Here is a 12,642-nt window from a genome sequence, read left to right on the forward strand (position 1 = left end):
TCAGGCCAGAGCTTCGGTCAGCTGTGCGCCCCAGGCGCGCAGCTGAGTCTCGATCACGGTGTCGTCGGCGGTCACGCGCACATCCACGTCCTGGTTCGGCTGGAATTCGATGCCGGTGCCGTCGCAGCGGGCGCGCAGCACATTGAGCAGGTCCTCGGGGCCGCTGACGCGCACCACCGGGGCCTCCGGGGTGGACATCAGCCGCTTCACATGGCCGACCAACTCGTCCACGGCGCGAGCCCGCACCGCCTCGGCGAGGAAGGGCATGAGGATGCGGCCCGCCGCGGTGGCGATGCGCTCCTCCATCTCGGCCATGGCCCCCTTCAGCCCTTCGGCGAGGCCGGTGGCCGATTCGACCGCCCACTGCTGGCGGGCAAGCCCGAGATGGGCTTCGAACGCCTCCGCGTCACGGGCGCGCTCGGCCTCGAACTCCAGGCGGGCGGCGGCCAGCGTCTCGGCACGGGCGGCCTCGACGGCGGCGGCCAGCACCACCGCCGGATCCGGCGCGGCTTCCTTGACCGGGCGGACCGGCTTGGGCTGGGCGAGGCTCTCCATCTTCGGCTTGGCGGGGGCCTCCACCTTGGCCTTGGGCTCGTGCAGCGGCTTCATGATCGTGGCGGAGGGCTTCAGCACCTCCGGCATGGGCGCGGAGGCGGAGCCGAAATGCGGCAGGTGCGTCTTCAGGGCCTTCGCGCTCATGCCTTGGCCTCTTGGTGCAGCCACTGCCTCAGGATAGCGGCGGCCTGCTCCTCGTCATACTCGACGATCTGCTCAAGGCGGCGCTGCGGCGAGCGGTTCACCTTGGAGGTGACGTCGCCGATCAGGTTGACCGGGCCGGAATCGCCGCCGGCGAAGGCCGGCAGGGTGGTGACGCCGGCCAGGCCGTCGGCGGTGGCGGACGTCGGCAGGATCTGGTCGGGCGGCAGGTCGGACGCCGGGGCGGCGAGCATGGCCGCCTCGATGGCTTCCGCCTCGTCCGGCTCCGGCCGGGCCAGGATGGCGCGCAGGGCGGGCCGGAGGCCGAACCAGATCAGCAGCACGGCGACGATGAGGATGGTGAGCGCGTTGACCAGCGTACCGGCCTGGCGGAACAGCAGCTCGCTCCAGGTCAGCGGCGGGATCGCCTCCATGTTGTTGCCGCCGTCAGCGAAGGGCACGGCCACGACCTTCAGCTTGTCGCCGCGTTCCTTGTCGAAGCCGGCCGCCGAGGCGACGAGCTGCTCGATCTCATAGGTCTGCGTCTCCATCGGCGGCGCATCCTTGCCCGCGGTCAGGCGGTCCTTGTTGACCAGCACCGCGATGGACAGGTTCTGCACCTGGAAGGCGTCGCGCACGGTCTGAGTGGTGCGCGTGGAGATTTCGAAATTGGTCAGTTCCTCGCGGCGCTGATTGTTCTCGTTGTTCTCGTTGCCGTTGGCGGGCGTCCCCGGAGGCGGGGGAATGTTCTGCTGCACCGTGGTGTTGGGCTGGGACGACTTGTTCTGCGACTGGCCCTGCTCCTTGACCACACGGGTGGAGCGCTCGGCCTTGGAGGCCGGGTCGAAGGTGGTCTCGTTGATGGTGCTCTTGTCGGTGTTGAGCCGCGAGGACACGCTGATCTCGAAATTGCCGAGGCCGAGGAACGGGGTCAGGGTGCGGCGGATCCGCTCTTCCGTGTCGCGGTTGACCTGCTGCTGGAGCAGCGCCTTCTTGCCGGCGGCGGCGTTCACGCCGTCCTCGCTGGAGGACAGCACCGCGCCATCGGTGTTGAGGACGGTGACGTTGTCCAGCTTCATGCCGGGAATGGCCGAGGCCACCAGGTGGCGGATCGCCTGGGCGGTGGAGCTGTCGGCGGAATTCTCGGTGCGGATGACCACCGAGGCGGTGGCGGCCTGCTGGTCGCGGCGGAACGAGCCGCGGTCGGGCAGCACGATGTGCACGCGGGCCGCTTTGATGCCCTTCATGGTCTGGATGGTGCGGGCGATCTCGCCCTCAAGCGCGCGCACCTTGGTCACTTCCTGCATGAAGGAGGTGAGGCCGAAGGAGCGCACGTCGTTGAAAAGCTCGTAGCCGGAGTTGGAGCTCTGCGGCAGGCCCTTCACGGCCAGCAGCATGCGCGCCCGGGCGGTATCTGAGTGGGCGACGAGGACCGAGGCGCCATCGGAGGAGACATCGAAGGAGATGCCGGCGTCCTTGAGCGCGCCGCCGATGCGGGTGACGTCCTCGCGATTGAGGTTGGCGTACAGCGTTTCCCGTTCGGGCTGGCTGAGATACATCGCTCCAAGCCCGATCACCGCGACCACGGTGAGCGCGATCAGCGCCAGGGCCACCAGACGTCGGGCGCCGAGCTGGCGAAGGTTGGACAGGAGCCGCTCAAGCTGCTCGCGGGCATTCATGCGCGCCGCCTCATGGTGATTGCCTCGAGGTCGGGACGGGGGCTGGGGCCGCCATCCCGGACGGACTTGAGACACTGGCCGGCGATGAACCGCAGCCCGGCGTCCCAGGGGGCAATCTTTCGCGTCAACCTTGCATGGGCGTTGCAGACGAAAAAGGCCACGTCCCTTTGCGGAGACGTGGCCCGAAAGTGCCGGCAATTACGCGCCGGCCAGTGTGGAAAATACCCACCACACTTGAACTTTCCCGTTGACCCGTACCCGCCGAGCCCTGGGCCGCGGAAGCGGCCCAGGAACCCAGCGGATCAGATCTCAACGGAAGAGGGTCATGATGTTGGAGGTCGAGGAGTTCGCGATGGAGAGCGACTGCACCGCCAGCTGCTGCTGGGTCTGCAGGGCCTTCAGCTTGGTGGACTCTTCTTCCATGTTGGCATCGACCAGCGAGCCGATCGACGAGGTGTTGATGTCGATCAGGGACTGAGCGAAGGTCTGCTGCGAGGTCAGGCGGGTCTGGGTGGTGCCCAGGGCCGTCGAACCGTTCTGCAGAGCGTCGATCGTGGCGGACACGACCTTCATGAACGCGCTGATCTTGGCCTGGTCCACATCGCTGCTGGTGAGAGCGGAGATGTCGATGCCAGCCACCGAGGTCGTCGTCGACACCGTGGCGCCGCCGATCGTGCCGGTGATCGCATACTTGGTGTCCATGAAGCCCTTGAGGCTGCCGGCGGTCGTGTCGACGGCAACGGCAAGGCCGGTGGCGTCGGTCGCGGTCGTGGCAATGGCCGTCACGGCCTTGTCAAGGGTGCTGCTGGTGCCGGTCGAGGTGCCGGCCGTCGCGGAGTCGTACACGGTGAACACGCCCGTATCGAGCTGGGTGGTGCCGACCGTCACGGCGCCGTCGGTACGGGAGAAGTTCGCGAGCAGGCTCTTGTCGGAGTTGAAGCCCGTGGCCGAGCTGTCGATCGACAGCCAGTTGGAGCCGTTCACCACGGCGCTGCTGGCGGCCGAGGAGATGTCCGAGATCGCGTTGGTGATGTTCTTCTGCAGCGACACGCGGTCCGAGGTGGAGCTGGTGGCGCTGACGAGAGCCTGCTTGATGGTGTTCAGGCTGGTCAGGATCTGAGTGATGCCGGTGTTGGAGGTCTTCACCGAGCTCAGGTCGAGGTTGATGGCATCCTTCACCGCGCCGAGAGCGCCGTTGTCCGACGTCAGGGTGGTGGAGATGTTCCAGTACGCGGCGCCATCGGCGGCAGAGTTGATCTTCTTGCCGGTGGAGACGCGGTCGTTGGTGGTGTTCAGGTCGTTGTTGATCGAACGCAGCGTCGACAGCGCGACGGTAGCGGCGTTGTTCGTGATAATGCTGGTCATGGTGTATGTCCCTCAGTTGGATACGACTGAATTTTGGGGGACATTCCGGACTTTCACCGGGATGACGGAGCGGCATCATGCCTTTGAGTGGGCCTCGCTTGGAGAGCCTCGCTGCCCGTGTCGAGCAGTCAATCCGTCATGAATTTCATTATAGACATGAAGCTTGCGCGACGCTTGCATTTTTTTTGCGGTCTCGGCGTTTTTTACGCTGGCCGGGGCCGAAAAGGGTCGCGGAGCCGCCGAGATTATCAAACGAAATCAATGTTTTGAAAGTATTTGTCGCAGGCGCCCGGCAGGTGCCTCTTGCCGGATTGTTCGTATGCCGACCGGCTAGAAATAGGACCGGACCAGCCCGCTGACGAGGATGTTCCAGCCGTCGATCAGCACGAAAAACAGGATCTTGAACGGCAGCGACAGCACGGCGGGCGACATCATCATCATGCCCATGGACATCACCAGGGTGGCCACGATCATGTCGATGATCAGGAACGGCAGGATGATGAGGAAGCCGATCTCGAACCCGCGGCGGAGCTCGGAAATCATGAAGGCCGGGATCAGGATGCGCAGCTCGATCTGGCGCTCGGGCTGGTCGTTGGCGCGCGCGTCCGGGTTAGCGGGCAGCGGCGTGGCGCCGTTGGCCGGGGCGGTCTCGGGATCGTGCTGCGAGGGCCGGCCGGTGGCGGCGGCGATGTCGGCGAACAGGCGCAGATCCTTCGGCCGCACCTGGGACAGCATGAATTGCCGGAATGGATCGCTGATCTTGGCGAAGGCCTCTTCCTCGGTGATCTTTCGCTCAGTGAGCGGGCGCACGCCCTCGGTCCACGCCTTGTCGAAGGTCGGGCCCATCACATAGAAGGTCAGGAACAGCGAGAGGCTGATCAGCACCAGGTTCGCCGGCGTGCTCTGCAGGCCGAGGCCGGAGCGCAGGAAGGACAGGGCGATCACGAAGCGGGTGAAGCTGGTGACCATGATGAGCAGGCCGGGCGCCACCGACAGCACGGTCAGCAGCGCGATCATCTGAACGATGCGGCCGGTCACCGCCCCGCCATTGTCGCCGAGCAGGGAATCCAGCGAGGGCAGCTGCGTGTCGCCCTGCACCCGTGTCTGGGCGAACACCAGGCCGGTGGTCAGCACGAGGCCGAGGAGCGCCAGCAGCAGCGGCCGGAGAAAAGCAAGCGCGGTGCCCAGCCGCCGCCGGCCGTCGTCACGCGCGGCGTGCGACGGCGGGGTGGTCGTGGTACGGCTCATTGCACCACCAGGGTTTCGATGATGAGTTCGTCGACCCGGCCTTCGCTGCGCACCCGCGCGCGCTCGCTGACGTCCTCGCGCAGCTGCTGGAGCGCGCTCGGGCCTTCCAGCTGGCTCAGGGTGATGGTGCGCAGATAGGCCATCAGGTCCTCGCGCAGCGTGGCCTCGGTCAGCGCGGGATTGGCCAGGGCGCCGTTCTTGAACACGAAGGCGGCCTCGACGCGCACCCAGGTATTGGCCGGCGCCGCAAGGTTCACCACCACCGGCTTCAGCGTCTGCATCATGGTGTTGCCGACGTAGAACAGCGGCTGGGTCTTGGGCGGCGGTTCGTCCTTGGCCTTCTGCGTGACCACCTTCTCGACCGTGGTGGCGAGCTGCACGCCAAGCCCGGCGCCGGTGGCGATCGCCAGCAGCGTCAGGATCAGCAGAGACAGGATGAGGGCACTGCGGCTCGCGCCCTTGCTCTCCGTGCTCGGCAGCAGGATCTTGGTCTTATTGTCGTCGGGCGTCGCGGCGGCCATGGATCCCCCCTATGACCGCTCAGTACGGCGCCACGGCGTCGAAGACCCGTTGGCCCCACGCCGGCTGCTGGATGTCGTTCAGGCGGCCGCGGCCGCCGTAGGAGATGCGCGCCTCGGCCACCTTGTCGTAGGGAATGGTGTTGCCGGAGGAGACGTCGAGCGGGTTGACGATGCCGCCCAGGGTGAGCACGCGCACCTCGTAATTCACCAGGATCTCCTGCGAGCCGTTGATGACGAGATTGCCGTTGGGCATCACCTCGGTCACCACGGCGGCGAGCGACAGGCGCAGCTTCTCGGAGCGGTCGATATTGCCCTTGCCGTCGGTCTTGGTGTCGCCGGTCAGGCCGAGGTTGCCGGAGCCGGCGCCCGCATTCGCGCCCTTCCCGAGCCCGGAGAGGCTCAGGTCGGCGGTGAAGCCCTGATTGCTGGACGAGGTCCGCTCGCGCTTGGTGTTGTTGTCGAACTGCGCCTTGTCGTCGATGGAGATCGTCACACGGATGACGTCGCCGATCTTGGTGGCGCGCAGGTCGCGGTACATGCTCTGGCTGTTGAGGTCCCAGGTGGAGCGGAAGGTGCGCTCGCGCGGCTGCTGGAACGGCACGGGCACCGGCATGCGGCCGGCTTCCAGGCCCTGTCCCACCGGGCTCAGCGTCGGCCCGTAGGCGAGGCTGTCATAGGGGTTGGTCTGGCAGGCGCCCAGCATGAGGGCGCTCGCGGTTGCCAGGATGACGGGCTTCATCAAGAGCGTCCTTCCGCTTGCGCACGCCGGCTGATGCCGACCATCGTGTTGGTGAGCGAAGCCGCGCGGGCCGGCTCCATTTCGTTAAGGATCGCGCTCGCGGAGCGCGGGTTGAGCTTGGCGAGGACGGCGGCGGCGGCTTCGTCGGCCATCACCGAGATCTGCGCGGCGGCGGCGTCCGGCCGCATCTGCGAGATGACCGCGATCAGCGATTCGTCGGCCTTCTTCAGAAAGGTCTCGCGGCGCTGCAGCCAGTCCTGATACTCGGCGCGCTTGGCCTCGAGCTGGGCGATGCGGGCCTCGATTTCCTTCTCCATGGCGGCAAGCGCCGCCGCCTGGCGCGCGAAGCGGGCGTCCGAGGCGGTGTTGGCGATGTTGCGGCAATAGGCGAGGGCGTTGTCGTCGCGTGCATCCGCGGTCTGGCTGGCCGAGGCCGGCGTCGCCTGCTGGGCGTAGCCCTCGGTGGCGGCGGCGAACAGCATCAGCAGGGTGCAGGAGACGGCGCCCGCCACCTTACGCACGCGCTGGGGCAGGCTCGCGGTCATCCGGATGGCGCCGGCGAGGCCCGCGCGCAGCAGGGCGTTCTCGCGCTTGAGATCGGAGATGCGCAGCGCGGCGAAGGCGCCGACGGCGAGGCCGCCCGTCGCGAGGCCGACGAGGTAGATGGCGAGGAATGGCCAGAAGGACGTTTGGGCGGACATCACAGACCCTCCATGCGGTGCGAGAACGCGGAAGACGCAATGGCGGACCCGGCAGGCGCTCCCGCGCGCGGGAGGCGCGCCGGGATGCTCGTCCACGGGAGGGCACGGCAGGGCCGCGATCCCGGCGCAGCCATCATGGCCGCTCGAATGCCTTGGGGGTACATTGGCATCTTCCTTGACTACCCCGGAGGGCGAGACGCCGTCAGGCGTCCTGCTTCCGGAGCCGGCGGACCCGCCCGGCGGCCGGAAGATCATCTTCCGGTCACCGTCCAGACCTGCCTTGAAACTCAGCTTCTTTGCTAACGGGCGATGCTTGCGTCACGCTGACGTGCGGCGCTGCGGGAAGGCATCACTGCACCACGAGTTCCGCCTGCAGCGCGCCCGAGGTCTTGATCGCCTGGAGGATGGAGATGATGTCGCTGGGCTTGAGCCCGAGCCGGTTCAGCCCGCGCACCAGCGTCTGCAGGTCGGTGCCGCGCACCACGGCCAGATGGCCGCCGGCCTCGTCCGCCTGGATGTCGGTGCGGGGCACCACCACGGTCTCGCCGCTGGCGAAGGGGTTCGGCTGGGACACCACCGGGGTCTCGGTGACGCGCACCGTCAGGCTGCCCTGGGTGACCGCGACGGTGGAGATCTGCACGTTGCGGCCGATGACCACCGTGCCCGTGCGCTGGTCCACCACCACCTTGGCCGGCGTATCCACCTCGATGCCGAGCTCGCCGATCTCCGCCAGGAAGCGGGCCGGATTGACCTGCGGCGGGCGCTGCACCACCACGGTGCGCAGGTCGCGCTCGCGGGCGAGCGGGCGGCCGTAGCGGGCCTTGGTATAGGCGTTGATGGCGTCGGCCATCATGGCGGCGGTCTTGAAGTCCGGATTGGTGAGATCCACCAGGATCTCGTTGAGGTCGCGGAGCTGGCCGGGGATCTGCCGCTCCACCAGCGCGCCGTTGGGGATGCGGCCGGAGGTGGGCACGCCCTGGGTCAGGGTCTCGGCCTGGCCCTGCACGCTGAAGCCGCTGACGGCGAGCTGGCCCTGCGCGACCGCATAGGTCATGCCGTCGGAATTGTTGAGCTGGGTCAGCAGCAGCGTGCCGCCCTTCAGCGAGGTGGCATCGCCGATCGACGATACGCTGACGTCGATGCGGGTGCCGATGGCGGCGAAAGCGGGCAGGTTGGCGGTGACGATCACCGCCGCGGTGTTGCGCGCGCGCAGCGGATTGCCCACCACGTTGATGCCCATGCGGTCGAGCATCGCCTGGAGGGCCTGCTCGGTGAAGGGCGAGTTGCGCAACGTGTCGCCGGTGCCCTGGAGGCCCATGACGAGGCCATAGCCGATGATCTGGTTGTCGCGGATGCCCTGGATGCTGGAGATGTCCTTGATGCGCGTCAGGGCGAAGGCCTCGCCCGTGCTGAAGACGAGGAGGGCCGCGAGGAGGAGCCGGGCGATCATTGCGCGCTCACCCGCACCGTGCCGTCCGCCTGCACCGTGCCGGCGATGGTGAGCCCGGTGTCCAGGTTCTTGAGGCGCACGATATTGCCCACCGTGCCGTTCTCCAGCGCCATGGCGAAGCCGGAGATGGTGAGCCCGCCCTCGCGCAGCAGCACCGGGGCAAGGTTGCCCCGCGTCACCACCTGGGGATCGGAATAGGAATTGACCGGGATCGGCATGCCGGCGGGCAGGCTGCGGCGCGCCACCTTGCCCACCAGGAGCTGGCGGGAGGTGGCCACCGCGACGCGGTCCTGCGGGCTGGTGGTGAACGCACGATCAACAAGCATCGAATCGTTGATCGTGTCGCCGGCATAGATCGGCACCACCGGCACCGGCAGGGCGAAGCTGGTGGGGAGGGAAGGCGCCACCTGGGTGACCGGAGCCGCCGGCGCATTGGCGCGGGCGGCGGCCTCGGCGGCCTCCGCCGCGGCGACGCGCGAGGCGATGCTGGGGCCGCCGGATGACTGTGCGGCAGCCGGCGAGGCGAGGGTGGCGAGGCCCGCCATGACGGCGAGCGCGGCGAGGATCGTGCGCATGGCGGCTCTCGTGTGTGGTTCAGCCCGGCGTGGGAGCGCCGTCAGCGGATGCCGGTCGAAACGGTCTTCGCCATTTCGTCGGCGGCCTGGATCACTTTGGAATTCATTTCGTAGGAGCGCTGGGCGGCGATCAGCTCGGTGATTTCCTTCACCGGATCGACGTTGGAGCTCTCCAGGTAGCCCTGCTGGACCTTGCCGAAGCCGGTGTCGCCGGCGACGCCGGTGACCGGCTGGCCGGAGGCCTGGGTCTCGCGGTAGAGGTTGTCGCCGAGCGGCTCAAGGCCGGATTCGTTGGCGAAGTTGACCAGCACCAGCTGGCCGAGCAGCTGCGGGTTGGTCTGGTTCGGGATCACCGCATAGACCTGACCGCTCTCGTTGATCTGGATGTCGGTCGCGTTCTGCGGGAAGGTGATCGCCGGGTTCACCGTATAGCCGTCCGAGGTGACGAGCTGGCCGGTGGCGCTGCGGTTGAACGAGCCCGCCCGGGTATAGACGGTGTCGCCGTTCGGGGTGGTGATCTCGAACATGCCGCGCCCGTTGATGGCGAGGTCGAGCGAGTTGCCGGTCTGGGTCAGGGCGCCCTGGGTGTGCAGGTTGCGGATGCCGACCGTGCGCACGCCGAGGCCGACCATGGCGCCCTCGGGAATGGCCTCGCCACCGTCACGGTTGGGGATGCCCTGGGGACGCTCGGCCTGGTAGAGAAGGTCGGCGAATTCGGCGCGCGCGCGCTTGAAGCCCGTGGTGTTGATGTTCGCGATGTTGTTCGCGATCACTTCCACGTTGGTCTGCTGGGCGCTCATGCCGGTTGCGGCGATTGCGAGTGCTCTCATGACGGATACTCCTCAGATCGCCATACGGCTGACTTCTTGATACGCGGCGACCACCTTGTCGCGCACGGCGAGGGCGGTCTGCAGGGTCTGCTCGGCGGACATCACCGCCTCGACCACCTGCTGCACCGACGCCTTGCCCTGGATGCCGGAGATGGCCGCAGCCTCGCCGTGCCGCAGGGTGTTCATGGCCTCGGTGGAGACGTTGGCCAGCACGTCGGAGAAGTCGGCGCCCTTGGTGGAGCCGATGGACTGCGTCGTGGTCTCGGATGTATCTGCCCGGGTGGTGGACACCGAGTTCGGGGTGCGCAGGCTAGCCGCGAGCGAAGAGATGCTTTCGATCATGACTGCGTCCTCAGCAGATCCACGGTCATCGCCACCATGGAGCGGGTCTGTTTGATCATCTGGAGATTGGCTTCGTAGGAGCGGTTGGCCTCGCGCATGTCGGCGAGCTCCACGAGCGGGTTCACGTTCGGCATCTTCACCCGGCCATTGGTGTCGGCCGCCGGGTTGCCGGGGTCGTATTCCTGGACGAACGGGCTCTTGTCGACGCCGGTGCTCTTCACCTTCACGCTGGACGAGCCGAGCGCGCGGTCGAGCTGGGCCTCGAACTGGACGGTCTTGCGCGAATAGGGGTCGGAGCCGGCGGTGGTGCCAGTGGAACGCGCGTTGGCGAGGTTCTCCGCCACGATGCGCATGCGGGTGGACTGCGCCTGCAGGCCGCTTCCGGCGATCTGGGTTGCCGTCTTCAGAGGATCGATCATCCACTGCTCCTAACGCTGGCAAGGATCATGCGGTTGAAGGCGCGCACGATATTGGTGTTCAGGGTGAAGGTGCGGTTCACGTCCGCGGCCTTCAGCATTTCCTGGTCGAGGTTCACCGAATTGCCCGAGGCGCTGATCTCCCAGCTGTCGCCGTCGTTCATCTTGGTGGTTTGGGCGCCGGCGAAGGGAACGTCGACGTGCCCTTCGGAGGTCTTGGCCATGGTCAGGTGCGTCTTGTTCAGCACCGCCGAGAACGGCTCCACGTCGCGGGCGGTGAAGCCGGGCGTGTTGGCGTTGGCGATATTGCCGGTGATCGTGGCCTGCCGCACGGAAGCCCACTGGGCCTGACGCGAGGCAACGTCGAACAGGTACAAAGGATCCAACGGGTCCTCCTGGATCGTCTCGTCGCCACGTTAGGAAGCAAACCTTGCACGGGGCTGGCGCGTCGTCCGCCCGGCCGCCCCAGCGCCTCGGAACGCGCGGCGCCGCCGGCCGCCGGGCCGGTCATGCGGGTGTCGGAGAACGGGCGGGCGGCCCCGGGGGCCGGTTCAGGCCGGCAGGCGGCAGTCCGCGAGCGCGTCCTGGAAACGCTGGAGATTCTCGTCGTCGGTGCCCAGCGGCTCCGTGCTGACGATGCCCTCGATGGCGACGCCCACGCCCTTGCCGTCGAACTCGACGCGGAAATAGACCTTGAGCGCGGGGTGGGCCAGTTCCATGTCCAGGCTCACCTCCGGCGGCTGGCCCCAGTCGGAGGATATGGCGGCGTTTTGGCCGTATCGCAGCAGCCCGGGCCGGAGCGAGAGCTCGGCGGAGGAGGCGATCAGGTCGTTGAGGTTGCTGTCCTGGTTGGCGTGGACATAGCCGATGACCACGCCGGCATTGGTATAAAACAGTTCGCTCAGAAAATGACGGAGACACTCGGCTAACGCACGCTCATAGACCATCAGGCCAATATCGCCCAAAGTCGATCGATTGATGAAATGAGCACTATGATTGTGCATTTGAGCCCCGGGAATAGATAAAATATAGAATCTTGGCGACTGGACGGTAGAACTCGGGCGGAATCCATTGGTCCACTTCGATCGCGTCATACATGGCGCGGGCGAGGGGTTTGTCCTCGATGATCGGGATCGAGCAGCGTTCGGCGACCTCACGAATCTTGAGCGCGATCAGGTCGGCGCCCTTGGCGACGACCAATGGCGCGCCGCCTTTCTGGCGGTCGTAATAAAGCGCGATGGCGTAATGGGTCGGGTTGGCGATCACCAGCGACGCCTTGGGCACCGCGCTGATCATGCGCTGGCGGGCGCGTTGCAGGGCCAGGGAGCGCATGCGCGCCTTGACCATGGGATCGCCTTCCGCCTGCTTGTGCTCGTCCTTGACCTCCTGCTTGGTCATCTTCAGTTCCGAGTGCCAGTGGAACCGGGCCCAGACCAGGTCCAACGCCACCAGGACGATGGTGGCCACGCACACTGCGGAGACGAGGCGGGTCGCCAGCGACAGCATCACCGACGGTAGCAGCAGCGGCTCGCTGTACATCGCGTTCATCACCCGGCCCTGCTCGGAATAGAGCAGCATGCCGCAGATGATGGCCACCACCACCAGCTTGAACGCCGACTTGCCGAACTCGATATGTCCTTCCTTGCCGAAGATGCGCGTCCAGCCGCTCGCCGGATTGATGCGGCTGAACTGCGGCTGGATGCGATCCAGCACCAGGCGGGGCGTATTCTGGAACAGCGAGGCGATGAGGCCGGCGGCGCCCAGCACGAGCACCGCCGGTAGCAGGAACTGCCCGAGCAGCATGAGCACGCCCCAGGCCAGGGCGATCGCATCGTCCGACGACATCAGCCGGAAGCCGCTGGGATCGTCGAGGAAATGCGTCAGCTCGGCGGTGAGCACGCGCACCGGGTTGATCACGAAGAAGGTGAGGACGGCGAGAATACCCAGCAGCGATGCAAACAACGCCGTCTCCCTCGAGAAGGGGACGTTCCCCTTCTCGAGGGCATCGGAGATCTTCTTCTCCGATGCGTCTTCGGTTTTGCTTTCCTTGTCGGCAGCCTCAGACATGCATATGGCTTCC

Annotated in this window: 15 protein-coding genes; all 15 read right to left on the minus strand. The window is 66.9% G+C overall.

The annotated features are described in order from the left end of the window. Positions 1-699 (minus strand): hypothetical protein, encoded by a 699-nt coding sequence (locus YU1_RS30335; RefSeq protein ID WP_051357060.1) that lies wholly within the window; start codon positions 697-699, stop codon positions 1-3. Beyond that, positions 696-2,375, minus strand: a complete 1,680-nt coding sequence (fliF, locus tag YU1_RS0119880) for a flagellar basal-body MS-ring/collar protein FliF (protein ID WP_029005577.1) — start codon at positions 2,373-2,375, stop codon at positions 696-698. The genes YU1_RS30335 and fliF overlap by 4 nt, the downstream gene beginning before the upstream one ends. A gap of 309 nt (positions 2,376-2,684) precedes the next feature. Beyond that, a complete protein-coding gene (locus tag YU1_RS0119885; RefSeq protein WP_029005578.1) occupies positions 2,685-3,740 on the minus strand; it encodes a flagellin N-terminal helical domain-containing protein in 1,056 nt (351 codons plus the stop codon). A 330-nt stretch (positions 3,741-4,070) separates the two neighbouring features. Continuing rightward, positions 4,071-4,988 (minus strand): EscR/YscR/HrcR family type III secretion system export apparatus protein, encoded by a 918-nt coding sequence (locus tag YU1_RS0119890; RefSeq protein WP_084539993.1) that lies wholly within the window; start codon positions 4,986-4,988, stop codon positions 4,071-4,073. Continuing rightward, the gene (locus YU1_RS0119895; RefSeq protein WP_035716032.1) at positions 4,985-5,509 is read right to left on the minus strand and encodes a flagellar basal body-associated FliL family protein; all 525 of its coding nucleotides are present in this window, start codon (positions 5,507-5,509) and stop codon (positions 4,985-4,987) included. The genes YU1_RS0119890 and YU1_RS0119895 overlap by 4 nt, the downstream gene beginning before the upstream one ends. A 19-nt stretch (positions 5,510-5,528) precedes the next feature. Beyond that, complete coding sequence (locus YU1_RS0119900; RefSeq protein ID WP_029005581.1) at positions 5,529-6,248, minus strand: flagellar basal body L-ring protein FlgH; 720 nt, start codon at positions 6,246-6,248, stop codon at positions 5,529-5,531. After that, a complete protein-coding gene (locus YU1_RS32145) occupies positions 6,248-6,949 on the minus strand; it encodes a MotE family protein (RefSeq protein ID WP_051357061.1) in 702 nt (233 codons plus the stop codon). The genes YU1_RS0119900 and YU1_RS32145 overlap by 1 nt, the downstream gene beginning before the upstream one ends. Before the next feature lie 349 nt (positions 6,950-7,298). Next, positions 7,299-8,399, minus strand: coding sequence for a flagellar basal body P-ring protein FlgI (gene flgI / locus YU1_RS0119915; RefSeq protein ID WP_029005582.1), 1,101 nt, complete (start codon positions 8,397-8,399; stop codon positions 7,299-7,301). After that, positions 8,396-8,974 (minus strand): flagellar basal body P-ring formation chaperone FlgA, encoded by a 579-nt coding sequence (gene flgA / locus YU1_RS30345; RefSeq protein WP_035716035.1) that lies wholly within the window; start codon positions 8,972-8,974, stop codon positions 8,396-8,398. Before flgA ends, flgI begins: the two co-directional genes overlap by 4 nt. 41 nt (positions 8,975-9,015) lie before the next feature. Beyond that, positions 9,016-9,804 (minus strand): flagellar basal-body rod protein FlgG, encoded by a 789-nt coding sequence (gene flgG / locus YU1_RS0119925; RefSeq protein ID WP_029005583.1) that lies wholly within the window; start codon positions 9,802-9,804, stop codon positions 9,016-9,018. A 12-nt stretch (positions 9,805-9,816) separates the two neighbouring features. Further along, on the minus strand, positions 9,817-10,146 hold the full coding sequence (gene fliE / locus YU1_RS0119930) for a flagellar hook-basal body complex protein FliE (RefSeq protein ID WP_029005584.1): 330 nt from the start codon (positions 10,144-10,146) through the stop codon (positions 9,817-9,819). Next, the gene (flgC, locus tag YU1_RS0119935) at positions 10,143-10,562 is read right to left on the minus strand and encodes a flagellar basal body rod protein FlgC (protein WP_198018993.1); all 420 of its coding nucleotides are present in this window, start codon (positions 10,560-10,562) and stop codon (positions 10,143-10,145) included. Before flgC ends, fliE begins: the two co-directional genes overlap by 4 nt. After that, positions 10,562-10,948 (minus strand): flagellar basal body rod protein FlgB, encoded by a 387-nt coding sequence (flgB, locus tag YU1_RS0119940; RefSeq protein WP_029005586.1) that lies wholly within the window; start codon positions 10,946-10,948, stop codon positions 10,562-10,564. The genes flgC and flgB overlap by 1 nt, the downstream gene beginning before the upstream one ends. A gap of 165 nt (positions 10,949-11,113) precedes the next feature. Next, on the minus strand, positions 11,114-11,509 hold the full coding sequence (locus YU1_RS0119945) for a hypothetical protein (RefSeq protein WP_245263390.1): 396 nt from the start codon (positions 11,507-11,509) through the stop codon (positions 11,114-11,116). A 43-nt stretch (positions 11,510-11,552) separates the two neighbouring features. Beyond that, entirely contained in the window at positions 11,553-12,629 is a 1,077-nt protein-coding gene (flhB, locus tag YU1_RS0119950; protein WP_029005588.1) for a flagellar biosynthesis protein FlhB, read from the minus strand. Between the last annotated feature and the right edge of the window lie 13 nt (positions 12,630-12,642).

The organism is Azorhizobium doebereinerae UFLA1-100, from assembly GCF_000473085.1.
In the GTDB taxonomy this organism is placed as follows: domain Bacteria; phylum Pseudomonadota; class Alphaproteobacteria; order Rhizobiales; family Xanthobacteraceae; genus Azorhizobium; species Azorhizobium doebereinerae.

Excerpts from the sequence above, each read along its gene's own strand:
- YU1_RS30335 (WP_051357060.1), bottom strand. The coding sequence starts at position 699 with ATGAGCGCGAAGGCCCTGAAGACGCACCTGCCGCATTTCGGCTCCGCC.
- fliF (WP_029005577.1), bottom strand. The coding sequence starts at position 2,375 with ATGAATGCCCGCGAGCAGCTTGAGCGGCTCCTGTCCAACCTTCGCCAG.
- YU1_RS0119885 (WP_029005578.1), bottom strand. The coding sequence starts at position 3,740 with ATGACCAGCATTATCACGAACAACGCCGCTACCGTCGCGCTGTCGACG.
- YU1_RS0119890 (WP_084539993.1), bottom strand. The coding sequence starts at position 4,988 with ATGAGCCGTACCACGACCACCCCGCCGTCGCACGCCGCGCGTGACGAC.
- YU1_RS0119895 (WP_035716032.1), bottom strand. The coding sequence starts at position 5,509 with ATGGCCGCCGCGACGCCCGACGACAATAAGACCAAGATCCTGCTGCCG.
- YU1_RS0119900 (WP_029005581.1), bottom strand. The coding sequence starts at position 6,248 with ATGAAGCCCGTCATCCTGGCAACCGCGAGCGCCCTCATGCTGGGCGCC.
- YU1_RS32145 (WP_051357061.1), bottom strand. The coding sequence starts at position 6,949 with ATGTCCGCCCAAACGTCCTTCTGGCCATTCCTCGCCATCTACCTCGTC.
- flgI (WP_029005582.1), bottom strand. The coding sequence starts at position 8,399 with ATGATCGCCCGGCTCCTCCTCGCGGCCCTCCTCGTCTTCAGCACGGGC.
- flgA (WP_035716035.1), bottom strand. The coding sequence starts at position 8,974 with ATGCGCACGATCCTCGCCGCGCTCGCCGTCATGGCGGGCCTCGCCACC.
- flgG (WP_029005583.1), bottom strand. The coding sequence starts at position 9,804 with ATGAGAGCACTCGCAATCGCCGCAACCGGCATGAGCGCCCAGCAGACC.
- fliE (WP_029005584.1), bottom strand. The coding sequence starts at position 10,146 with ATGATCGAAAGCATCTCTTCGCTCGCGGCTAGCCTGCGCACCCCGAAC.
- YU1_RS0119945 (WP_245263390.1), bottom strand. The coding sequence starts at position 11,509 with ATGGTCTATGAGCGTGCGTTAGCCGAGTGTCTCCGTCATTTTCTGAGC.
- flhB (WP_029005588.1), bottom strand. The coding sequence starts at position 12,629 with ATGTCTGAGGCTGCCGACAAGGAAAGCAAAACCGAAGACGCATCGGAG.